This window comes from Epilithonimonas sp. (genome assembly GCF_036780765.1).
In the GTDB taxonomy this organism is placed as follows: Bacteria; Bacteroidota; Bacteroidia; order Flavobacteriales; family Weeksellaceae; genus Epilithonimonas.
Genome location: NZ_DAIQCG010000001.1, coordinates 389154 through 410051 on the forward strand (window position 1 = coordinate 389154; position 20898 = coordinate 410051).

General features: G+C 34.4%; 23 protein-coding genes. 11 read left to right on the forward strand and 12 right to left on the reverse strand.

Features of this window, described 5'->3' with window-relative positions; all coding sequences use genetic code 11:
* Nucleotides 1-82: 82 nt before the first annotated feature.
* Together V7P73_RS01875 and V7P73_RS01880 are read left to right on the forward strand one after the other, a co-directional pair.
* Entirely contained in the window at nucleotides 83-1624 is a 1542-nt protein-coding gene (locus V7P73_RS01875) for a sensor histidine kinase (RefSeq protein WP_333850992.1), read from the forward strand.
* Between the two features lie 134 nt (nucleotides 1625-1758).
* Entirely contained in the window at nucleotides 1759-2448 is a 690-nt protein-coding gene (locus tag V7P73_RS01880) for a response regulator transcription factor (protein ID WP_074236017.1), read from the forward strand.
* Between the two features lie 63 nt (nucleotides 2449-2511).
* Here V7P73_RS01880 and V7P73_RS01885 read toward each other — a convergent pair whose 3' ends face one another.
* Complete coding sequence (locus V7P73_RS01885) at nucleotides 2512-3306, reverse strand: murein L,D-transpeptidase catalytic domain family protein (RefSeq protein ID WP_333850995.1); 795 nt, start codon at nucleotides 3304-3306, stop codon at nucleotides 2512-2514.
* Nucleotides 3307-3501: 195 nt separating this feature from the next.
* Between V7P73_RS01885 and V7P73_RS01890 the strand changes: the two genes are divergently transcribed.
* On the forward strand, nucleotides 3502-4263 hold the full coding sequence (locus V7P73_RS01890; RefSeq protein WP_333850997.1) for an amidohydrolase: 762 nt from the start codon (nucleotides 3502-3504) through the stop codon (nucleotides 4261-4263).
* Between the two features lie 22 nt (nucleotides 4264-4285).
* Nucleotides 4286-5098: a hypothetical protein gene (locus tag V7P73_RS01895; protein WP_333850999.1), complete on the forward strand. Its 813-nt coding sequence runs from the start codon at nucleotides 4286-4288 to the stop codon at nucleotides 5096-5098.
* On the opposite strand, the gene V7P73_RS01900 is transcribed toward V7P73_RS01895, so the two are convergent.
* The 3 genes from V7P73_RS01900 to V7P73_RS01910 form a co-directional block, all read right to left on the reverse strand.
* Nucleotides 5091-5393, reverse strand: coding sequence for a thioredoxin family protein (locus tag V7P73_RS01900; RefSeq protein WP_307310760.1), 303 nt, complete (start codon nucleotides 5391-5393; stop codon nucleotides 5091-5093). The two genes, V7P73_RS01895 and V7P73_RS01900, sit on opposite strands and share 8 nt — an antisense overlap.
* Before the next feature lie 31 nt (nucleotides 5394-5424).
* Nucleotides 5425-6834, reverse strand: a complete 1410-nt coding sequence (locus tag V7P73_RS01905) for an MBL fold metallo-hydrolase (protein WP_333851001.1) — start codon at nucleotides 6832-6834, stop codon at nucleotides 5425-5427.
* Nucleotides 6835-7005: 171 nt separating this feature from the next.
* Nucleotides 7006-7524 carry a hypothetical protein gene (locus V7P73_RS01910; protein WP_333851003.1) on the reverse strand — a complete coding sequence of 173 codons (519 nt, stop codon included), beginning with the start codon at nucleotides 7522-7524 and terminating at the stop codon, nucleotides 7006-7008.
* Between the two features lie 114 nt (nucleotides 7525-7638).
* Between V7P73_RS01910 and V7P73_RS01915 the strand changes: the two genes are divergently transcribed.
* Entirely contained in the window at nucleotides 7639-8511 is an 873-nt protein-coding gene (locus V7P73_RS01915) for a cupin-like domain-containing protein (RefSeq protein ID WP_333851004.1), read from the forward strand.
* A gap of 94 nt (nucleotides 8512-8605) precedes the next feature.
* Entirely contained in the window at nucleotides 8606-11161 is a 2556-nt protein-coding gene (gene mutS, locus V7P73_RS01920; RefSeq protein ID WP_333851536.1) for a DNA mismatch repair protein MutS, read from the forward strand.
* A 3-nt stretch (nucleotides 11162-11164) separates the two neighbouring features.
* Here the strand turns inward: mutS and V7P73_RS01925 are convergent, their stop codons facing one another.
* Complete coding sequence (locus V7P73_RS01925; RefSeq protein WP_333851006.1) at nucleotides 11165-11344, reverse strand: hypothetical protein; 180 nt, start codon at nucleotides 11342-11344, stop codon at nucleotides 11165-11167.
* A 145-nt stretch (nucleotides 11345-11489) separates the two neighbouring features.
* Between V7P73_RS01925 and V7P73_RS01930 the strand changes: the two genes are divergently transcribed.
* Entirely contained in the window at nucleotides 11490-11870 is a 381-nt protein-coding gene (locus V7P73_RS01930) for a ribosomal maturation YjgA family protein (RefSeq protein ID WP_333851008.1), read from the forward strand.
* On the opposite strand, the gene V7P73_RS01935 is transcribed toward V7P73_RS01930, so the two are convergent.
* A complete protein-coding gene (locus tag V7P73_RS01935; RefSeq protein WP_333851010.1) occupies nucleotides 11857-12189 on the reverse strand; it encodes a bacteriophage spanin2 family protein in 333 nt (110 codons plus the stop codon). The genes V7P73_RS01930 and V7P73_RS01935 overlap by 14 nt on opposite strands.
* 37 nt (nucleotides 12190-12226) lie before the next feature.
* Complete coding sequence (locus V7P73_RS01940) at nucleotides 12227-13444, reverse strand: NAD(P)/FAD-dependent oxidoreductase (RefSeq protein WP_333851012.1); 1218 nt, start codon at nucleotides 13442-13444, stop codon at nucleotides 12227-12229.
* A gap of 69 nt (nucleotides 13445-13513) precedes the next feature.
* Here V7P73_RS01940 and V7P73_RS01945 point away from each other — a divergent pair, with 69 nt between their 5' ends.
* Genes V7P73_RS01945 through V7P73_RS01960 form a run of 4 tightly spaced genes read left to right on the forward strand, consistent with a single transcriptional unit; the run spans nucleotide 13514 to nucleotide 16255 of the window.
* Entirely contained in the window at nucleotides 13514-14011 is a 498-nt protein-coding gene (locus V7P73_RS01945; protein ID WP_333851014.1) for an acyl-CoA thioesterase, read from the forward strand.
* A 12-nt stretch (nucleotides 14012-14023) separates the two neighbouring features.
* Nucleotides 14024-15079: a thiamine-phosphate kinase gene (thiL, locus tag V7P73_RS01950; protein ID WP_333851016.1), complete on the forward strand. Its 1056-nt coding sequence runs from the start codon at nucleotides 14024-14026 to the stop codon at nucleotides 15077-15079.
* A 50-nt stretch (nucleotides 15080-15129) separates the two neighbouring features.
* Nucleotides 15130-15936, forward strand: a complete 807-nt coding sequence (locus tag V7P73_RS01955; protein ID WP_333851018.1) for a M48 family metallopeptidase — start codon at nucleotides 15130-15132, stop codon at nucleotides 15934-15936.
* Nucleotides 15937-15970: 34 nt separating this feature from the next.
* Nucleotides 15971-16255 carry a hypothetical protein gene (locus tag V7P73_RS01960; protein WP_333851019.1) on the forward strand — a complete coding sequence of 95 codons (285 nt, stop codon included), beginning with the start codon at nucleotides 15971-15973 and terminating at the stop codon, nucleotides 16253-16255.
* Between the two features lie 2 nt (nucleotides 16256-16257).
* Here V7P73_RS01960 and V7P73_RS01965 read toward each other — a convergent pair whose 3' ends face one another.
* The 5 genes from V7P73_RS01965 to V7P73_RS01985 form a co-directional block, all read right to left on the reverse strand.
* Nucleotides 16258-17103, reverse strand: a complete 846-nt coding sequence (locus V7P73_RS01965; protein WP_333851020.1) for a helix-turn-helix domain-containing protein — start codon at nucleotides 17101-17103, stop codon at nucleotides 16258-16260.
* A 217-nt stretch (nucleotides 17104-17320) separates the two neighbouring features.
* On the reverse strand, nucleotides 17321-17941 hold the full coding sequence (locus tag V7P73_RS01970) for an outer membrane beta-barrel protein (protein ID WP_333851021.1): 621 nt from the start codon (nucleotides 17939-17941) through the stop codon (nucleotides 17321-17323).
* The gene (locus V7P73_RS01975; RefSeq protein WP_333851023.1) at nucleotides 17925-18737 is read right to left on the reverse strand and encodes an ABC transporter ATP-binding protein; all 813 of its coding nucleotides are present in this window, start codon (nucleotides 18735-18737) and stop codon (nucleotides 17925-17927) included. Before V7P73_RS01975 ends, V7P73_RS01970 begins: the two co-directional genes overlap by 17 nt.
* Nucleotides 18737-19489 carry an MlaE family ABC transporter permease gene (locus V7P73_RS01980; protein WP_333851024.1) on the reverse strand — a complete coding sequence of 251 codons (753 nt, stop codon included), beginning with the start codon at nucleotides 19487-19489 and terminating at the stop codon, nucleotides 18737-18739. Before V7P73_RS01980 ends, V7P73_RS01975 begins: the two co-directional genes overlap by 1 nt.
* Before the next feature lie 30 nt (nucleotides 19490-19519).
* Nucleotides 19520-20890, reverse strand: a complete 1371-nt coding sequence (locus V7P73_RS01985) for an exopolysaccharide biosynthesis polyprenyl glycosylphosphotransferase (RefSeq protein ID WP_333851025.1) — start codon at nucleotides 20888-20890, stop codon at nucleotides 19520-19522.
* Nucleotides 20891-20898 lie beyond the last annotated feature (8 nt).

Here is a 20898-nt window from a genome sequence, read left to right on the forward strand (position 1 = left end):
AAATTTAATAATTGTAAGGCGTTTTTTTTATTGAGATATTCTTAAAAAGAGTAATTTTAACTTTTCAAACTTAAAAAAATTTATGAACAACAAGTTTATTCCTATAATATCTGTATTTATGACGATTTCTTTGGTAGTTTTCGTTTCATTGCAGTTATATTGGATTAAAGAATTATATACTTCGCTGGAGCAGGATTTTTCTAACAAAGTTTACTCTGCTTTAGAAACATCGACTCAGAAAGTTAACCAAATTGAAGTTGATAAGATTTATAATAAGGAATATAATAATTTGGGCAAAGAGGTTTTAGCGTCTTCCAATCAGCCCACTAAAACTTACATCCAGCAAAGTACCGATTCTGCCAATCGTTCAAATATACTTTTTCAAACGACTATTGTTGAGAAACAAAACATTCCAGTTTCTGCAAAAGGAGACACTTTATTCACAACAAAACTTTATAAAGACGAAGGGCAGTTAAAACTGAAAAGAAATTCGCCTGAACCTTTGACAACAAACATCAGTCGCGATATCGACAATAATTCTTATCAGATGAAAGAGTTTGCAAGATTGAGTGCAACCAATCTTCCCATCGAAAAAAGAGTCGATAGCAAAACCATTGATTCTGTAATTAGTAAAGAATTGAGATTGAAAGGGATTGATACCAAATTTGGATTTGGGGTTATCAATAAAACCAATCAATTGACTACGGTAGCGAATAATATTTACCTAGACCAAAAAGATAAAACGAATTATACTTATCCACTTTTTACAGACAGCAAAGACAGAACACTTTATACTTTAGCCCTTGTTTTCCCGAGAAAAGATTACTCTTTGGTAAAGCACAATTTGCCAATGTTATTGGGAACTTTCATATCCTTATTAACGATTTTGGGGATTTATATCATCTCTATTAATTATATGATGAGGCAGAAAAAAATTGCAGAAATCAAAACGGATTTCATCAATAATATGTCTCACGAGTTCAAAACACCGTTGGCGACAATCTCAGTTGCAACAGATTCTTTAGCGAATGATAAAATTGCGACGGACCCAGACAAAGTCAAATACTATTCTGGATTGATAAAGCAAGAAAATCTAAGAATGAAAAAGCAAGTAGAAACCGTTCTAAATATGTCCAAATTGGAACGAAACGAAATGCCTCTTCATCTCAAAGAAACCAACGTACGAGAATTGATAAAAAGTATTGCAGAATCTTTCCGACTGATTGTAAACGAACGAAATGGAAGCTTAACTACGGAATTCACGGCGACTAAATATAATTTTCTGATTGATGAATTTCACATTTCAAATGCATTAATCAATTTATTAGACAACGCCAACAAATACTCTCCTGAAACGCCTGATATAAAGGTAAAGACAAGGAACGAAGGCAATTGGTACGTCATAGAAATTTCCGACAAAGGAATGGGTATGGAATCCACAAACAAAGCTAAAATATTTGAAAAATTCTTCCGAGAAGAAACAGGAAACGTTCATAATGTAAAAGGACAAGGATTGGGATTGTCTTATGTGAAAAAAATTATCGAAAATCACAAAGGTCAAATCCACGTAGATTCTCACAAAGGAAAAGGAAGCACGTTTACGATAAAACTTCCAATAGTATAAACAATTAACTGATTTGAATGAAGGAGAACTAAAATGTAAAGGAAAAAATCGAAATCAAATTTTAAACAACAAATCAAAATATTACTAAAATGAAGAATATAAATTCTTCAAATTAATTATTAAATCAAAAAGCTATGAGCAACAGAATATTATTAGTAGAAGACGACCAAAGTTTTGGCGCAGTTCTTAAGGATTATTTGACAATCAACAACTTCGAGGTTACTTTGGCAACTGACGGAGAAATGGGACTGAAAGAGTTTACAGAAAAAGAATTTGACATCTGCATTTTCGATGTAATGATGCCGAAAAAAGATGGGTTTTCTTTGGCAGAAGATGTAAAGAAAATTGATAAAAACACACCAATTATTTTCTTGACGGCAAGAAATATGCGTGAAGATATCTTAAAAGGTTACCAAATTGGAGCAGACGATTATATCACAAAACCATTTGATACAGAATTACTTCTTTACAAAATCAAAGCTATTCTGCAAAGAAGTGCAGTTTTGGAAAATGAAGACCAGGAGCAATTCAAAATCAGTAATATTTTCTTCGATTCCATGCTGAGACAACTAAGAGTTGGCGAAAACGAATACAAACTTTCTCCAAAAGAAAATGAACTTTTGAAATTGCTATGTATTCACAGAAACGACTTTATGCCTAGAGATTTGGCATTGAGAAAAATCTGGAAAAAAGAGAATTATTTCACAGCAAGAAGTATGGATGTTTACATTGCAAAATTGAGAAAACTTCTGAAAGATGATGAAGGTTTGGAAATCATCAACGTTCACGGAGAAGGATTTAGATTGTTAGTAAAGAATCCTTAATAAAAAGCAAAACCCATTCAGAATTCTGAATGGGTTTTTTAATATTTTCTAGAAATACAATTCTTAATTCGTTGCCATATTTTCATTTGGAGAATCAAGGATCGAATCCGTTTTTTCAACATTTTTCAACCATTGAGAACTTGCCAGATAATTCTGGTCTGGAAAATATATGAACAAACAAGTTCGGTTTTTTATGGTATTGATAATCGGTTTTGCCAAACTCATAGGAACCGCTGGACAACCCCAACTTCTTCCCAATCTTTTTTCAGATTTGATAAAATCTTCGCTTACATATTTGGCGCCGTGCATCACAATACATCTTTCCAAAGCAGAATCATTATAGCCTTTGTCCATCCCGAATAATCTCATAGAATAGCCATTATCACCGTTATAGGTCTGTTCCGTAACATAGAAACCCATACTCGACTGGTGCGAATCTTCTGTGTTGGAAAAGTTGGTGGCAAACTCTTCGCCGGTTCCTTTTCCGTGTGCTACCCATGTGTTGAACAACACCTTTTTCTCACCCAAATCTATGACCCAAAGTCGTTTCCTGTTAGAAGACAAACTAAAATCACAAACCGAAAGCAACTTAGCCGACGGTTCCAATTTTCCGGAGCTTTTTAAATTTTGGAATCCCAAAAATGCTTTTTCGAAGACTTCAAAATTCAATGTTTCATCCGTAAACTGAAGTTCTTTGTAGAGTTCTTCTGCTGGATTTTGTGGTGAGAAATTCTTTTTTGGACTCAGTTTAATTTCTTTAATACTTATCTTGGGCTGAGAAAAATCTTCAGAACTCGAAGGATAAAAAGAAGTGGTTACCAAATAAACTAAGCATAACAATAATGGGAATCTCTTCATTAATTATAATATTAGGTTTTCAATTTTAGTGGTGCAAAATTATATATAAATCATTTTCAGATTGTTGCAATCAAATTTTTTTAACTAATTTTTAGGAGACTTTAACGCAAAACAATCCATTTTGAACGATTTTTATTAAGACTTTATTATGATTAAGAAATTTAAAATGATAAATTGCAGTAAACTTTTTGAAGTATGTCAACACTCAAAATCGCAGGATTGAATCTCGATATTGCTTGGAAAAATAAAAAAGAAAATTTCAAACAAATTGAAAATGAATTTGCTACAACAGAAGCGGATTTATTTCTTTTGCCAGAGATGTTTTCAACCGGATTTTGTATGGAAGCCGATGAAGTGGCAGACAGAAATTTGGAATCTATGACTTGGATGAAATCCTTTGCTAAAAGCAAAAATTCGGCAGTTGCAGGAAGTGTTTCTGTAGAAGAAAATGGAAAATTCTATAACCGATTTTATTTTGTTTTTCCAGATGGAAATTATGAATATTACGACAAAAGACATTTGTTTTCTTATTCGGGAGAAGATAAAATTTACACTGCCGGAACAGAGCGAAAAATCATTGATTATAAAGGATTTAAAATTCTTTTACAGGTTTGTTTTGATTTGCGTTTTCCGGTTTTCTCAAGAAATAAGAATGATTATGATGCAGTTTTATACGTTGCTAACTGGCCAAAATCCAGAGTTGAAGCTTGGAAATCTCTTTTAAAAGCTCGTTCAATCGAAAATCAAGCTTTTCTTTTTGGATTAAATCGAATCGGAGTTGATGGTTATAATCTTGAATATGAAGAAAGTTCATTAGTTTATTTTCCAGATGGAAAAGAAATCTCCGAAAGACAAAATAACCTCATCTCAACTGATTGGGAATTAGATGAATTGAAAGAATTTAGAAATAAGTTTCCCTTTTTGAATGAGAGAGATGAGTTTGAGATTATTCCTTAATTTTGCAAAAAAACTTTAACCAATGAAAAATATATTTGCATTATTCTTTATAAGTTTTATTTTGTTTTCTTGTTCTAGAGACGATGAATCAACAACAATTTCCGAAGAAGAATATCCTTTGGTTACGAAACTAAACGTAGGGCTTTCAAATGGATATAACTCTGACAATAATTTCTATTTCGAATATGATAATAATAATCGCTTAATTAAAAAAAACGGAGGCTTTTTGCAACTAAGTGGAGGTACGGGTTTTAATGACTTTTTCACAGATAAATTATTCACATCTTTGGTTTACAATAATAATAAAGTTACCGTTGAAAATTTTTCATCTTCAGATGAATTTAATCCTCAAAAAGAGACAAAATACTATTTTTTGAATAACAATAGCCAAATAATTCAAAAGGAAATTCCGTTTATCTATAATCATTATCAAGATAAGAAGCAATCTTTTAAATATTCGAATAATCAACTTATTGAGATTAACACAACGCTACCAAATATGCCTTATTATCCACCTGATGATTACATAGAAACTTATTTAGAAAAATTCTATTATGACTCAAAAGGTAATCTGACAAAATCAGAATACTTTGAACAGAGAGACGGCGTAAATAAAGGAATAAAAATCATTAGAACATTTGGAGACTATGATAATTCTTTAAATCCGTTTAAGAGATTTTATTTATTGGACGAATATTTTTATCGAGCTATATCTAAAAATAATTACAGAAAATATACTGAGATTAAGTATAACGAAATTGGTCAAATTACTTCAAATATAGAACAAACTTGGACTTTTAATTATGATTCCGATGGAAAAATAATCATCAATTAGAATACTGTTCCAGCAACCCAACCAAAGAATTCACATCGTGAACACCACTTTCTTTCCAAAGCAATTCTCCATTTTTGAAAATCGCTAAAGTAGGTACGCCACGAACACCATTATCCGCAGCGATTGACGGAAATTGGTCCACATCAATTTTAACAATTCTTGCTTTTTCGCCAACCTGCTCTTTTACAGAATTCAAAACTGAAGACTGAACTTTGCACGGCTGACACCAAGTGGCAAAAAAATCAACGAGAACAGGACGTTCGGATTGTATGAGTTCTTGAAATTTTTGTGACATTTTATTATAAATTAGAGATTAGACTTTAGATTTACAAAGTTTTTGTTTGGCAAACAAAATTGCTTAAAGGAAATTTCTCTGTTTTCTTAATCGCATTGAATCCGCCGTCAACCTCAGTGAAATTTCGATAACCTCTTGACTGCAAAATACTTGCCGCAATCATACTTCTGTAACCTCCGGCACAATGGATATAAAAATGTTCAGAATTATCTAAAGAATTAACCCAATCATTAATATAAGCCAAAGGTTTACTATAAGCTTCGTTGATATGTTCTGCTTCGTATTCTGATTCTTTTCTCACATCAACAACTTTCACACTTTCAGAATATTCACTAGCAAATTCTTCTACAGAAACTCTTCTGATTTCGTCGGTCTCTTTTCCAGAATTTTTCCAAGCTTCGAAACTTCCATCCAAAAACCCTAAAACATTATCAAATCCTACTCTGCTCAATCTCGTTATTACTTCTTCTTCCGTTCCTTCGTCAGAAACCAAAAGAATCGGTTGCTGAACATCTACAATCATTGCTCCAACCCAAGGCGCAAAATCGCCTTTGATTCCAATATTGATAGAATTCGGAACAAAGCCTTTATGAAAAACCGCAGCACTTCTTGTATCCAAAATCAAAGCTCCGGTTTCTTCCGCCGCCAATTCGAATTCTTCTACAGACAAAGGATTCTTTCCTTTTTTCAGAACTTGATCAAAGCTTTCGTAGCCACCTTTGTTCATTGCCACATTCATCCCGAAATATTTTGGAGGCGCAGTTAAGCCATCAAGAACTTCATTAATGAAAGATTCTTTGTTGGGTTGATTAAGTGCATAATTGGTTCTTTTCTGATTTCCCAAAGTATCCACCGTTTCTTTCTGCATATTTTTACCACAAGCAGAACCCGCACCGTGAGCCGGATAAACTGTAATTGAATCATCCAAAGGTAAAATCTTGTTTTGAAGACTTTCGTAAAGCATTCCGGCCAAATCTTTTTCCGTGATCTCACCTGCTTTCTGAGCCAAATCCGGTCTTCCAACATCACCCAAGAATAAAGTGTCTCCAGAGAAAATGGCTGTTTCTTTTCCATCTTCATCAATCAAAAGAAAAGTAGAGCTTTCCAAAGTATGTCCCGGTGTGTGAAGAACTTTTATCTTGACTTTTCCAATTTCAAAAAACTGATTATCCTCAGCAATAATCGCTTTAAAATCAGGTTTTGCCGTCGGTCCGAAAACAATTGGAGCATCGGTTTTTTTAGACAAATCCAAATGTCCTGAAACAAAATCAGCGTGAAAATGTGTTTCAAAAATATACTTCAGTTTTACTTTGTCTTTCTCCAAACGCTCTAGATAGGGTTTCACTTCTCTTAACGGATCAATAATAGCAGCTTCGTTTCCAGAAGTGATGTAGTAAGCGCCTTGAGCAAGACATCCAGTATATATTTGTTCGATTTTCATTGTGAATCAATAGATTATATTCAAAAACTTAGAGTTTAAATAATTTGAACTTATTACAGATACAAATATGAGGTTATTTGGATTAACTATAAATAATTTTTAAATGATATTATTTATGATTCCGATTTAAAATTAAACAAATGCTTGATTTTTCAATCGGTTTTCAAAGCCTTATCGAACCAATGCCCAAATTCCAACGCCAATGCCTGCATAAGCTGCAACTGTGATGATGTCTGCGACGGGCTGAGAAAAACGTCTTTCAGCAATGGTAGATTGATTGATTTGGTTTTTATGGAATTTCAGAATCTTTTTCGGTTTGTGGATTACGTGTGCTACCAATGTGTCGCTTTCCCATTTGTCAACCTGTATTTTGTAGCTTTTGTCTGCTACATCGATTCTAAAAAACTTTCCTACCTCCAATTTTTCTGTAACACTAGTCGGTTTTGGCATTTTATCTTTATTGATTTTTGCGCTTCGATGCCCTTTAGAATTGACCGCTGGATTGACTTGACCGTCAAGAGCCATTGAACTCGCGGCAAGCTGTTGCACATTAGATTTTTCCTTTGGCTCAGATTTTCTTTTGGGCTCAGTTTTGTCTTGTGTAGCTTCATCCGCTTCTGTGCTGACTTTGTAAGTATAACAGTTCGTGAGGGAGAATGATATAAAAAAGAGGTAGAGATATTTTTTCATTAGCTAAATTTAAGAATTAAACGGATTATTCCTAATTTTCTTTTGATGAATCTTATTTTTATTAATTTTTGAAAAGAACATTTTTATTATTTTTATTGAACCAAAACAATTAATATGATTCTGAATCCTGTTGACGTTGTAGAACACATTGATAAAGAAGATTTTCAAAACAAATATTTCAAACCTCACAGACCGCTTTTGATAAAAGGTTTTGCAAAACAATGGGGCGCTTACGAAAAATGGAATCTGGATTATATCCGAGAAAAAGCCGGAGACCAAATTGTCCCAATCTATGACAACAAACCTGCGGATGCTAACAAAAGTTCTGATACGCCGGCAACTAATATGAAGATGAAGGATTATATTGATATTATCAAAAGTAAACCTTCTGACCTCAGAATCTTTTTTTACATCATTACGGATAGATTACCGGAATTACTGAAAGATTTCACTTATCCTGATTTAGGGATGAAGTTCTTCAAAAGGCTTCCTACTCTATTTTTCGGAGGAAGTAAAGCACACGTTTTGATGCATTACGATGTAGATTTGGGCGATTTTTTCCACGTGCATTTTGGTGGTAAAAAAAGAATTTTATTGTTTGACCAGAAGCAGAACGAAATGCTTTATAAAGTCCCTTTGTCCGTTCACACGATAGAAGAAATTGATTACGACAACCCAGATTACGAGAAATATCCTGCTTTGAAGTACGCGACGGGAACCGAAATCCTGATGGAACACGGCGACGCTTTGTTTATTCCGGGTGCTTTTTGGCATTATAATCGGTATCTGGAACCCGGATTTTCTTTGTCTATCAGAGCATTGCCTAATCGTCCTTCAAAATTTTTCAGTATGCTCTATCACGTTTTTGTGATGCGATATACGGATAAGTTGATGCGAAAAATTTTCAAAGCAAAATGGGTAAAGTATAAAGAAGAATGGGCTTACAGAAAAAGCTCAAAAGCTCTGGAAAAATTAAAGAAAAAATAATTTCCTGCAGAACATCCTTCTTTTTTCTGGTTATTAATTTCGTATTTTAGCGCTTCTAAAATTCAGAAAATTGGCAAAGAAAGAAACTCCGTTAATGACGCAATACAATACAATTAAGGCGAAATATCCTGATGCATTGCTATTGTTCCGAGTAGGAGATTTCTACGAAACTTTTGGACAAGATGCTATAAAAACGTCGCAAATTCTTGGGATTGTTTTGACCAAAAGAGCCAATGGCGAAGGTCATATAGAATTGGCTGGATTTCCTCATCATTCTGTAGATTCTTATCTTCCAAAATTGGTTAGAGCCGGAATGCGTGTTGCGATTTGCGACCAATTGGAAGACCCGAAAACCGTCAAAGGAATTGTAAAACGTGGGGTTACAGAATTGGTGACGCCAGGAGTTACATTCAATGATCAGGTTCTGACTTCCAAGAAAAATAATTTTCTGCTTTCTCTTCACAAAGAAAAAGAAAAATATGGAATGGCATTGGTGGATGTTTCTACCGGAGAATTTCTCGTGAGTGAAGGAAATCTAGAAAAATTGCTTCACATTGTTCATACATTTGACCCAAGCGAGATTATCTATCAAAGAACCTCTGAGATTCCAAATCAGCTGAAAAATAAAAATGTTTTCAAGCTGGAAGACTGGGCGTTCAAATATCCTTACGCTTACGGAAAATTGACGTCACATTTCAAAACCCAATCTTTGAAAGGTTTTGGAATCGAGGATTCTAAGTTGGGAATTACAGCTGCTGGGGCAATTTTTGCTTATTTGGTAGAAGATACTCATCACGCGTTGTTGCAACATATTACAAGAATTCAAGTAATTCCGCAGGATGATTATCTAATGATGGATAATTTCACATTGAGAAATCTTGAAATTGTTTATTCGGCTAATCATCAAGGAAAATCCCTTCTTGATATTATCGACAAAACCAGCACGCCCATGGGCGGAAGATTGTTGAGACGACGATTGATCCTTCCTTTAAAAAACATTAGTGACATCAACAGAAGATTAAGTCTGATTGAATTCCTAAATAAAGAAGATTCTTTGAAATATGACATCAAAGATTTGCTGAAAGGCATCTCAGATTTGGATAGATTAATCGGAAAATTAGCTGCTGAAAAGATTTCACCGAAAGAATTAGGTTATCTCCGTCAAAGCATCATCAACATTAATGAAATCAGAAAAAATCTTCTTAATTTTCCTGATGTCCTGGCTTGGATTGACCCATTCATCAATCTTGAAGAATTGATTATTTTAATTAATGACCATCTGAATGATGAACTTCCTGTCAACATCAACAAAGGAAATGTTATCAGAGAAGGAATTTCGGAAGAATTAGACCATTTGAGAAATCTTCAAAGTAAAGGTCGAGGATTCTTGGACGAAATGTGCCAGCGTGAAATCGAAAGAACTGGAATCACGAGTTTGAAAATCGATTTCAATGGCGTTTTCGGTTATTATATCGAAGTTAGAAATACGCATAAAGACAAAGTTCCGGAAGATTGGATTCGTAAACAGACTTTGGTAAATGCAGAACGTTACATCACCGAAGAGCTGAAAGAATATGAAAATCAAATTCTTGGCGCTGAAGAAAAAATTGGAAAATTAGAATTAGAACTTTACAGAAATATCTGTGAAAATGTTCTCATTTATATTGACCAGTTACAAGAAAATTCGAAACTAATTGGCGAATTGGATTGTGCTGTTGGTTTGTCAGATTTGTCTGTTGAAGACAATTACACAAAACCTATTCTGAATGATTCTTTCTCGATTGATATTCAGGAAGGTCGACATCCAATCATCGAAAAGTCTTTACCGTTAGGCGAATCTTACATCCCGAATGATGTTTTCTTAGACAAAGATTCTCAACAAATCATAATGGTAACCGGACCGAATATGGCCGGTAAATCAGCAATCCTGAGACAGACCGCGATTATTTCTTTGTTGGCTCAAATCGGAAGTTTTGTTCCAGCCAAACATGCAGAGATTGGAACTTTGGACAAGATTTTTACGAGAGTTGGCGCAACGGATAATTTGTCTGCCGGCGAATCTACTTTTATGGTGGAAATGAATGAAGCTGCGAATATTCTTAATAATATCTCGGACAGAAGTTTGATTTTGCTGGACGAAATCGGGCGTGGAACTTCTACTTACGATGGCGTTTCCATTGCTTGGGCCATTGCAGAATATCTACATCAACATCCTACACAACCGAAAACCTTGTTTGCAACTCATTATCACGAGCTGAACGAAATGTCGGTCAACTTTGAGAGAATCAAAAATTTCCACGTTTCCATCCAGGAAGCGAAAGGCAATATTATTTTCCTCAGAAAACTGATTTCCGGAGGAAGTGAACACAGTTTTGGTATTCACGTGGCGAAATTGGCAGGAATGCCTTCCAAAGTTGTGAATCGCGCGAATGAAATTCTTAAAACTTTGGAATCTACAAGAACAACTCAAGATTCTGGAGAGAAAATAAAACGTGTGACCGAAGAAAATCTTCAGCTTTCATTTTTCCAGTTGGATGACCCGGTACTTGAAAATATCCGCGAAGAGTTGACTAAAATCGACATTAATACTTTGACACCAATTGAAGCTTTGATGAAACTGAACTCGATTAAAAAGATGATTGGTAGATAAGATTTATTTCTTATTCGAAATTGTATCCACGTTTTTCTGCGAAGAAACCGCTGCAGAATCTACACCTTTGTTTCTCATATGTTCTGCGCTGTGGTCTTGTTTTCTTTGTTCGCGCTTATCTTTGTCAGGAATACAACTTGCTGTTAAAACTGCTATTGAGCTGATTAATAATAACTTTTTCATAACAATAAGATTTGGTTAGGGTTTCCATTTCAAAAATCAAACCGAAATTGTCCTCCATTAAAATTCATTGTCAGAGTAACTCTTTTAATAAAAAAAATCGAGATAATAATTACCTCGATTTTTTGTTTTAGTTAAAAATATTGCTGTGAAAATTAATTTTAAATTCGATTACAAAAGCTTACTGATTGCTATTTTCATTTTTATAGTAGAGGTTCTGATTGCAACAAAACTTAAAGACGTCTTCTTTGTAAGAGCTTATCTAGGCGATGTGTTTGTTGTAATGTTGATGTATTATTTTATCAAAGCATTTTTCGATTTCAATTCCACAAAATTGATTGTTGGGATTTTCATTTTTTCTTGCCTGATGGAGTTTTCCCAATATTTTCACTTCGGAGAATTAATGGGTTTCAAAGATAATCGTATTGTGATGATTATGCTTGGCAACTCATTCAGCTGGTTGGATATCCTTTGCTACTTTGCAGGATGTGTGATTTTATTTTTAATCACAAACATTAAATCGGAATAAATATTACAGCAGCAATAGCAGCAGCACCAATAATTACGGAAGATAAAATATCCGGCTTTTTGATTTCACGCACTTCGCTTCTTTCAATTTCGACCATCTCTCCAGCTTTGTTTTTACCGTAGATTTTGTTAGCGTCCACTTTCAAAACTTCGATTTTCTGAGTCTTGGCATCTTTTGTTTGGATAGAGTATTTTTTGTAAAGTTCTAATGTATTATCGTACATTGGTTTGCTAGGACTCACCACTCTTGTTTGACAAGAAATCATCAAAGCGAACAATGATAAGGCAAATAATTTGAAAATAATTTTAGGATATTTCATTATGGATAAAAAAATTTTGTCAAATTTAGCTAAATTTTCACGAATTCGTATTAAGTTTTTGAGAAATTAACCAAGCTTCACTCCAGCAGGCTTGAAAATTAAAGCCTCCTGTAATTGCATCAATATTAAGAACTTCTCCGCAAATATAAAAATTTGGTAAGAGTTTGGAGGCCATATTTTTAAAATCAATTTCTCTAAGATCAACACCTCCAGCCGTCACGAATTCATCTTTGAAAGTTGACTTGCCGGTAACCAATAATTTTTTCTTACAAAGATTTTCAAGAATCATGTTCATTTCTTTACCAGAAAGATTGGCAATTTGCTTTTCAGGATTGATTTGATTGATTTCCAGAATCTTGTTCCAAAAACGATTGGTCACATCAAATATTTTCGATTGTCCAATGGATCTTTTCGGATTTTGATTTTTGAATTCTTTCAATTCTTCTTCCGCATCAGAAATGGGCTTCGAAATGAAATTAACTTCAATCTCAAACTGATATTTCAACTTAGCCAGAGTTCTGGCTTCCCAAGCCGAAATTTTCAACACCGCAGGTCCGGAAAGTCCCCAATGTGTAATCAGTAATGGTCCGGATTCTTCTGTTTTCAAACTCGGGATTCTGATTTCTGCATTTTCAAAACTGGTTCCTGGCAAATCTTTCAACAAATCATTTTTGATATTGAAGGTGAATAACGATGGAACCGGTTCCACAATTTTATGTCCAAGATTCTCAACAATTTTTAAAGATTTTGGTGAACTACCTGTTGTATAAATTACAATATCGGCTACAAAATCGCCTTGTTTTGTTTTGACAGTATAAGTTTCATTTTCCTTGACAATTTCTGTAACCGAAACTTGATTTTTGACTTCAAAGTTTTTATTTCGAACTTCATTAATCAAAGCATTCATAATACTTTGGGAAGAATCGGACTCAGGAAAAATTCTGTTATCTTTTTCGATTTTCAGCGGAACATTTCTGGATTCGAACCAATCCATTGTGTCGCCTGGTTGGAATTTGGTAAAGACACTTAGCAATTCACGATTGCCTCTTGGGTAAAATTGCGTCAACTCTCTCGGATCAAAACAAGCGTGTGTCACGTTGCATCTTCCGCCGCCAGAGATTTTCACTTTTTGCAAAACATCAGAATTTTGCTCGAGAATTGTGACATAATATTTGTTTTCGTCTAGGTTTGCAGCCGTAAAGAATCCAGCAGCACCTCCACCAACAATTATTATTTTTTTTTTCAGAGAATTCATTGCTGCAAAATTACATTTTTAATATCCACCTCAAATAGTTAAATTTGAAGAATATTAAAATTGAAAAAAATGTCTGTTTATTACCATAAATTTGAAGTGAGATGGAGTGATATTGATGCGAATCGTCATCTAGGAAACTCAACCTATGTGGACTATTGCTCACAAACGAGAATGGCTTTCCTTAATAAAAATAAAATCGGATTGACTCAGTTGAACCGTTGGGGCGTAGGTCCGGTGATGTTACACGAGCGCTATTCTTTCTTCAAAGAAATCTATGCAGATCAGACGGTTTATGTAGGTTTGGAAGTTGCAGCTTTGTCAGAAGACGGATCCATTTATCAATTCGTTCACAAGTTTTATCTGCCAGACGGAACACACTGTGCAACAGCGGAAGCAACTGGCGTTTGGATTGATATGATGCTCAGAAAAACGACAACGCCACCAGATGATATTATGGAAGTGATGAACGAGTACAAATCTGAAAATGTGCAAACGATCACAAAAGATTATTTGAAAACATTGCCTTTCCGACCAGAGAATATTGATGCATCTATTTTTGAAAATTAATTAGAAAAAATTATGCTAGAAGATAAATCGCAAGAATTAACGCCTATTTCCAAGTTGGGAGAATTTGGATTGATAAAACATTTAACCGAAAACTTTCCAGTTGTTCAGAACTCAACCAAGATTTCCATTGGAGACGATGCTGCTGTCATTGATTCTGAAAATCAAAAAGTAGTTGTTTCAACGGATATGTTGGCGGAAGGTGTTCATTTCAACCTAGGTTACGTTCCTTTAAAACATTTGGGTTATAAAGCAGTGGTTGTCAACCTCAGCGATATTGCTGCGATGAATGCAACACCAACTCAAATTTTGGTTTCAGTTGCTGTTTCCAATCGTTTTCCGGTTGAAGCTTTGGAAGAAATATATGCAGGAATTGCTTTGGCTTGCAATAGATACAAAGTAGACTTAATTGGCGGAGACACAACAAGTTCCAACACAGGTTTGGTAATTAGCATTACAGCAATTGGTCTTGAAAACGAAGATAAAATCGTTAAAAGAAATGGTGCAAAACCAAATGATCTTTTGGTGGTAACCGGAGATCTTGGTGGTGCATATCTTGGACTTCAAATTTTGGAAAGAGAACATTCTGTTTATTTGGCAAACCCCAATATGCAACCAGAAATGGAAGGTTATGATTACATCCTTGAAAGACAACTAAAGCCAGAAGCAAGAACCGATATCAAGAAAAAATTGGAAGAGTTAGATATTTTGCCAACGGCTATGATTGATGTTTCGGATGGTTTGGCTTCTGAGATTTTGCATCTTTCTGATCAATCTAAAGTCGGTTTCAATGTCTATGAAGAGAAATTACCGATGGACGAATCTACAATCCATACAGCTGACGAATTGAATCTTAATCCGGCAATGGCTGCTCTTAACGGAGGCGAAGATTATGAATTATTATTCACCATTTCTTCTTCAGATTTTGATAAAATTAAGAATCATCCAGACTTCACCATTATCGGTCACGCAACTGAAGAATCTCAAGGCAATTTCTTGGTAGCAAGAGGCTCAAACCAACTGATTCCATTAACTGCACAAGGCTGGGATGCCTTTCTAAATAAGGAGTAAATCTTTTGGAATAAAACTTGTAAAACACAACCATATAAATAAAAAGAACGATGAAAATTTTAAAAACTTCAGCTTTTGTAATTGCGGCATTAGGAATTACTGCTTGTGTCACTAACCCAATTACTGGTAGATCTTCTATCCAAATTGCAAATAATTCTGAGATTGCAACCGCTGCAGCTGCAGAATATAAAACCACATTATCTAGTTCCAAAGTTGTTACTGGAACTGCAGACGCCAACCGAATCAAAAATGTTGGTGCCAGAATTAAAAATGCGGCTTACGCTTATTATAAACAAATCGGTCGTGAGTCTGCTTTAACTGGTTATAATTGGGAATTTAATTTAATCCAAGACAGCCAACTGAATGCGTGGTGTATGCCTGGCGGAAAAGTCGCTTTTTATACAGGGATTATGCCTATTTGTAAAGATGATAACGGTGTTGCTGTTGTAATGGGACACGAAGTTTCTCACGCTTTGGCAGGACACGGAAACGAAAGAATTTCTCAGGCGATGTTGGCTCAATATGGCGGTAGTCTTTTAGGTGGCACAATGTCTAATAGTCAATGGGCAGGTGTTTTTGAAAAAGTTTATCCAATTGGAGCACAAGTTGGATTGTTGGCTTATGGAAGAAAACAAGAGTCTGAAGCAGACGAAATGGGATTGCAACTAATGGCAATGGCCGGTTATGATCCAAGAACTGCGACGGCTTTCTGGCAAAGAATGGAAGCTTCTTCTACTGGTAGCAGACAACCGGAATTTTTATCTACTCACCCGAACCCACAAAACAGAATTGCCGACCTAAATGCAGATATGCCAAAAGCACTTGAATATTATAAAGCTGCCGGAGGAAAATTGTAAACTTTGTTAGTTAATTTAGATAAAATTTAAAACTATGAAAAGTTTAACATTAACAGGTATTGTCCTAATTTTAATAGCCTTTGTTTTGTTTTATTTTAATGATAATTTCACCGTAATGAGGCTTTTTGAACCAATTACCCTTATGGGAATTCTCTTTGGAGTGGGAATTGGTTTAATTTTCGGCGGGTTAATCGGATATGTGAGCAAAGGCAATGCAGTAAAACAAGCCAAAATCCAACAAGAATTCAAGCTTTTACAAAAAGAAAAAGCAGAATTGGAAAGACAAAAAAGTGAAAATATTAATAACGGAAACCTTTAGAATCAAAGATTTCTGATAAATTGTCCAGGCGTTGTCTTGGTATATTTCTTAAAGGTCTTATTAAAGTAAGTAATATTATTAAAACCAGTAGCATAGCAACTTTCTGCTATGCTTTTTTCTTGGGATAAAAGAATACAAGCTTTATCAATTCTATATCGGTTGACAAATTCTACAAACGTTAATGATGTTGCTTTTTTAAAGAAATTACAGAATGCTGGTTTTGTAAGATTTGCCAAATCTGCAGCCTGCATAATATCAATCTCATTCTGATAACCATTTTCCACGTAGGTAAAAACAGCTTCCAATCTTGTTCGGTTTCTGGAAACGATGGTGTAAGGCATCACTTCTGTATTCATCAACTCAAAATCTTCGGTTTTAGAAAGATCGAAAAGAATCTCGAGAAGCAGTAGATATTTGGTATAACCTTCTGATTCAGCTAATTGTTTTAGTTTAGGAATGAGTTGTTTTTTTACTTCAGAAGAAAATAGAACACCATATCTGGAAATTTCCAATAATTTCTTAATAGCGTTAGCATCCGGCTCGCCTTCCGGTAACGATAATATCTCTTCTTTGAACAGAATTACGATTTCTTCGTGTGGATCTGTTGCATTTAATCCAAATCCAGAATGCGGAATATTAGAACCAATCAAAGCCAAAGCACCATCTTCAAAGTGGCTTTTGTGATAACCTACGTGTCTTGTCCCTTTCCCATGTAAAACGCAAACTATCTCGATCTCAGAATGATAGTGATATTGCCAATTTAATTCGGAAATTGGAACATCTTTAATATGCAGTACTCTAAAAGAGCTATTTTCATCCGGAGAAATATGTTCGAGAATAACTTTCATTCCAGTTAATGTTATTATGAAACAAAAATAAACAAAACATATTAATATTGTTCAATTTTTCATTTATTATGTTAAACATTTGTTGAATAAAAGCTTATATTTTTGTATAACAAAATCAATTTCTCACAAAGAATTGAATTTGTGAATTTTTAAGGTCTATATATGAAGAAGGCTGGAAATTAACTTTCCAGCCTTCTCATTTTATTTAATCGCTTGATTAGTTGAAATTATAACCAATACCTACAATAAACATACTTGGGCGGTTATCATAACGCACTACCTCATCTCCAGTAACATTATCTATAACTTTTCTTGAATCTTTGGAGAAAGCGCCTTCATATCTTGCATTAACAACAAATTTTGAAAGTGTTGCCTGAGTTCCAAATTGGTAACCTACAGTAAACTCGTTCTTTGCATTAACTTTAAAATCGTTGAAGTTTTTATCAGAAGACAAATTATATGATGCAACAGGACCTACAAAAGCAGCTAATTTTCCAAGTAGAAAATTATGTCCTAATAATACAGGAACATCGATACGGTTGCTTTTTGCTTCTATTGTTACGTCTTCAACTGTTAAAGTATTTTTGAAAGTCGTGTAATAGATTTCCGGCATTACAAACCATCCTCCAACCGGAGATCCAATTTTTGCAGCCAATCCAACGTTAAAACCTGCATTATTATCTCCTTTGCTTTCCCACGCACTTGTAGCTGTACTTTCAATATCTTTCCATTTCGCTGAAGATGTGTTGAAAAGCGCATTGGCTCTCAATCCAAATGTTACTTGCGAATAAGCAAATACACTTGCTAATACACCGATCGTGCTAATTATTTTTTTCATTGTCTTCTGGTTTATCGTTAATTAAACTTGTTTGATTATTTTCTAGCATAAACTCTCTAAGCTGTTTAAAGAGCTCAGAAGAATAAACGAAATCTATCAGATTTTTATTTTTTGCTGTTGCTAATATATCTTTATTACCTTCCCATTCTTTGATTCCTAATCGCAGATAAAGGATTTTCTCACCAATTGTCATCACAGAGTTCATATCATGTGTATTGATGATGGTTGTGGTGTTATATTCTTTCGTAATTTCTAAAAGCAGATCGTCTATTACATTAGAAGTGTAAGGATCTAATCCGGAATTGGGCTCATCACAAAAAAGGTACTTAGGATTGTTCACAATTGCTCTGGCAATCGCTACTCTTTTCTGCATCCCACCAGAGATTTCGGATGGATATTTTTTGTTGGCCTTATCCAAATTAACTCTGCCAATTACTTCCAGAACTTTTCTCTTTTTCTCACGGTAAGTTAGATTAGTGAACATATCTAATGGAAAACTGATATTCTCTTCCACTGTCATAGAATCGAAAAGTGCACTTCCTTGAAATACAGTTCCAATCTCTGAACGCAAACCCTGCTTCTCTTCTCGGGACATTTTCATAATATCTCTTCCATCAAACAAAATAGCTCCGCTAGATGGTTCGTAAACATTCAAAAGGGACTTTAAAAATACCGTTTTACCAGACCCACTTTGTCCAATGATTAGATTTACTTTTCCTGTATCAAATGATGTGGTGATGCCTTTTAAAACCTCAACTTCATCAAAGCTTTTTCTTAATTCTTTTACTTCTATCATTAGCTAAGGAACATTTGGGTTAATAATAAATTCATGATAATCACGGCAATCATCGTCCAAACGACAGCTTGTGTGCTTGCACGTCCTACTTCCAAAGATCCACCTTTCACAAAATACCCGAAATAGGCGGGAATAGTTGCAATAAGAAATCCAAAAACAGCTGTTTTTAAAAAGGCATACCATATAAAATAAGACGGCATATACATTTGGATTCCTGTAATATAATCTGCTTTGGTCCAGCTTCCGGTTGCAACTCCAGCGATATATCCTCCATAAATCCCTACTACAATACTAATCGCAATCAAAATCGGGTTGAAAACCACACTGGCTACAATTTTAGGTAAAATCAAGAAATTCGGTGAGTTAACACCCATAATATCCAGTGCATCAATTTGTTCTGTTACACGCATTGTTCCAATACTGGATGCGATATAAGAACCAACTTTTCCGGCAAGAATTACCGAAATAATGGTTGGTGAGAACTCCAAAATCAAAACGACTTTGGTTGCATACCCCACGAAACTATTAGGAATAGGGAATGATGAAGCATCGAAGTTGTTGAACATTTGAATAGCTACAACTGCACCTACAAAGAAAGAAGTAAATAATACCAATCCGAAGGAATTAACCCCAAGATCATAAAATTCTCTCGCCAAAAGTTTAATATAAACATTTCTTTTCTGCGGTTTGCTCATAGCCTTTCCCAGCAGCATGAAATATTCTCCAATAGATTCAAAAAATCGTTTTAACATACGACAAAATTAGTTCTTTTCTGATTAATATCAGCGTGCATTTTTATCTCCAACAATTAACAAGAAGATTGTTTTGAGAATGATTACAATATCCATGCTAAAACTCCAGTTTCTCACATAAAATGAGTCAGCAAGAATTCTTTTTTTCATTCCAAGATTCATATCGCCTTCATCACCTCTAAAACCACTGACTTGTGCCAGTCCCGTAATCCCTGGTTTTACCATACTTCTGAGACTATATCTGCTTATTTTGGGTTTGTAAAAATCATCCACCAAAAGCATATGAGGCCTAGGACCTACAACAGTCATATCACCTATCAAAACATTAATGAATTGCGGCATCTCATCCAAGCTGGTTTTCCTTAATAATTTTCCAACTTTGGTGATCCTTTTATCATCTACAGCAGTTGTACTTTGATTTGTATTATTTTCAGATCTCATGGTTCTGAACTTAAAACAATTAAAAACCTCATCGTGATAACCGTATCTTTTTTGGATAAAAAATGCTGATCCTTTTGAGCCGTCCATTTTTATCAATACGATGATTATTGGGAAAAGCCAAGAGCAAATTCCAATCAAAACAATCAAAGAAAATAAAATATCAAAAAGCCTTTTAACACTAGCATTTGTGAAAAAGTCTAATGGATATTTTGCCTGAGATAATACCGGAACTGTTTCTATATAATTGAACTCATACTCAAAAAACTGATTCTGAATAATATTAGGAACCAATGAGATTTTCACTTTATTAAGTTCTGCCTTGCGGAAAAGATCATTTTCAAATTGCTTTTCAAGACAATGTTCTGATGGTAAAAAAATGGTATGAATCCCATTATTTTTCCAAAATTCTACCATCTTAAACAAATCATAATTTCCTTGCGGATAGTCATAGATCTTGTACCCATAATCTTTTCGTTCATTAATGATATCTCTCAAGACATTAGAAGAAGTTCCCTCTTCTATAAACATTACGTTTCTATGATTAATACCTTTACTTCTCATATATTTCAAAAGAAAATAGATAAAGCTTTTAATGGGTATTACTACAAGCAGTAAAATCCCAGCCAAATAAAATCGTTCTGTTTTGAGGAAATCGTTCTGACTGACTTTCCCAAGCATCACAACACCAATAAAAAAGAAAAAAACGTGAATAAAAATCCTTTCCAGATAAATCGTGTATGTTACGTTTCTAGGAATATGATAAAGTCTTGTTCTTCCACTCAACAGTAGCCAGAAAAAGCATAACAACAAAATTGATAAAATATTCTGCTCTAGTGTATCTGAATCATATTTGACCTCGAAATTCCTCCAATAGTAAATTATAAATACTGATGATATCAGAATCATATCTAATAAAATCACAAATATCTTGAAATATCGGGAATATCGAAGTCTCTGCATAAATCAAA

Bases quoted from the DNA above. Each gene is read 5' to 3' on its own strand.
- V7P73_RS01875 (WP_333850992.1), top strand. From the start codon at position 83: ATGAACAACAAGTTTATTCCTATAATATCTGTATTTATGACGATTTCT.
- V7P73_RS01880 (WP_074236017.1), top strand. From the start codon at position 1,759: ATGAGCAACAGAATATTATTAGTAGAAGACGACCAAAGTTTTGGCGCA.
- V7P73_RS01885 (WP_333850995.1), bottom strand. From the start codon at position 3,306: ATGAAGAGATTCCCATTATTGTTATGCTTAGTTTATTTGGTAACCACT.
- V7P73_RS01890 (WP_333850997.1), top strand. From the start codon at position 3,502: ATGTCAACACTCAAAATCGCAGGATTGAATCTCGATATTGCTTGGAAA.
- V7P73_RS01895 (WP_333850999.1), top strand. From the start codon at position 4,286: ATGAAAAATATATTTGCATTATTCTTTATAAGTTTTATTTTGTTTTCT.
- V7P73_RS01900 (WP_307310760.1), bottom strand. From the start codon at position 5,393: ATGTCACAAAAATTTCAAGAACTCATACAATCCGAACGTCCTGTTCTC.
- V7P73_RS01905 (WP_333851001.1), bottom strand. From the start codon at position 6,834: ATGAAAATCGAACAAATATATACTGGATGTCTTGCTCAAGGCGCTTAC.
- V7P73_RS01910 (WP_333851003.1), bottom strand. From the start codon at position 7,524: ATGAAAAAATATCTCTACCTCTTTTTTATATCATTCTCCCTCACGAAC.
- V7P73_RS01915 (WP_333851004.1), top strand. From the start codon at position 7,639: ATGATTCTGAATCCTGTTGACGTTGTAGAACACATTGATAAAGAAGAT.
- mutS (WP_333851536.1), top strand. From the start codon at position 8,606: ATGACGCAATACAATACAATTAAGGCGAAATATCCTGATGCATTGCTA.
- V7P73_RS01925 (WP_333851006.1), bottom strand. From the start codon at position 11,344: ATGAAAAAGTTATTATTAATCAGCTCAATAGCAGTTTTAACAGCAAGT.
- V7P73_RS01935 (WP_333851010.1), bottom strand. From the start codon at position 12,189: ATGAAATATCCTAAAATTATTTTCAAATTATTTGCCTTATCATTGTTC.
- V7P73_RS01940 (WP_333851012.1), bottom strand. From the start codon at position 13,444: ATGAATTCTCTGAAAAAAAAAATAATAATTGTTGGTGGAGGTGCTGCT.
- V7P73_RS01945 (WP_333851014.1), top strand. From the start codon at position 13,514: ATGTCTGTTTATTACCATAAATTTGAAGTGAGATGGAGTGATATTGAT.
- thiL (WP_333851016.1), top strand. From the start codon at position 14,024: ATGCTAGAAGATAAATCGCAAGAATTAACGCCTATTTCCAAGTTGGGA.
- V7P73_RS01955 (WP_333851018.1), top strand. From the start codon at position 15,130: ATGAAAATTTTAAAAACTTCAGCTTTTGTAATTGCGGCATTAGGAATT.
- V7P73_RS01960 (WP_333851019.1), top strand. From the start codon at position 15,971: ATGAAAAGTTTAACATTAACAGGTATTGTCCTAATTTTAATAGCCTTT.
- V7P73_RS01965 (WP_333851020.1), bottom strand. From the start codon at position 17,103: ATGAAAGTTATTCTCGAACATATTTCTCCGGATGAAAATAGCTCTTTT.
- V7P73_RS01970 (WP_333851021.1), bottom strand. From the start codon at position 17,941: ATGAAAAAAATAATTAGCACGATCGGTGTATTAGCAAGTGTATTTGCT.
- V7P73_RS01975 (WP_333851023.1), bottom strand. From the start codon at position 18,737: ATGATAGAAGTAAAAGAATTAAGAAAAAGCTTTGATGAAGTTGAGGTT.
- V7P73_RS01980 (WP_333851024.1), bottom strand. From the start codon at position 19,489: ATGTTAAAACGATTTTTTGAATCTATTGGAGAATATTTCATGCTGCTG.
- V7P73_RS01985 (WP_333851025.1), bottom strand. From the start codon at position 20,890: ATGCAGAGACTTCGATATTCCCGATATTTCAAGATATTTGTGATTTTA.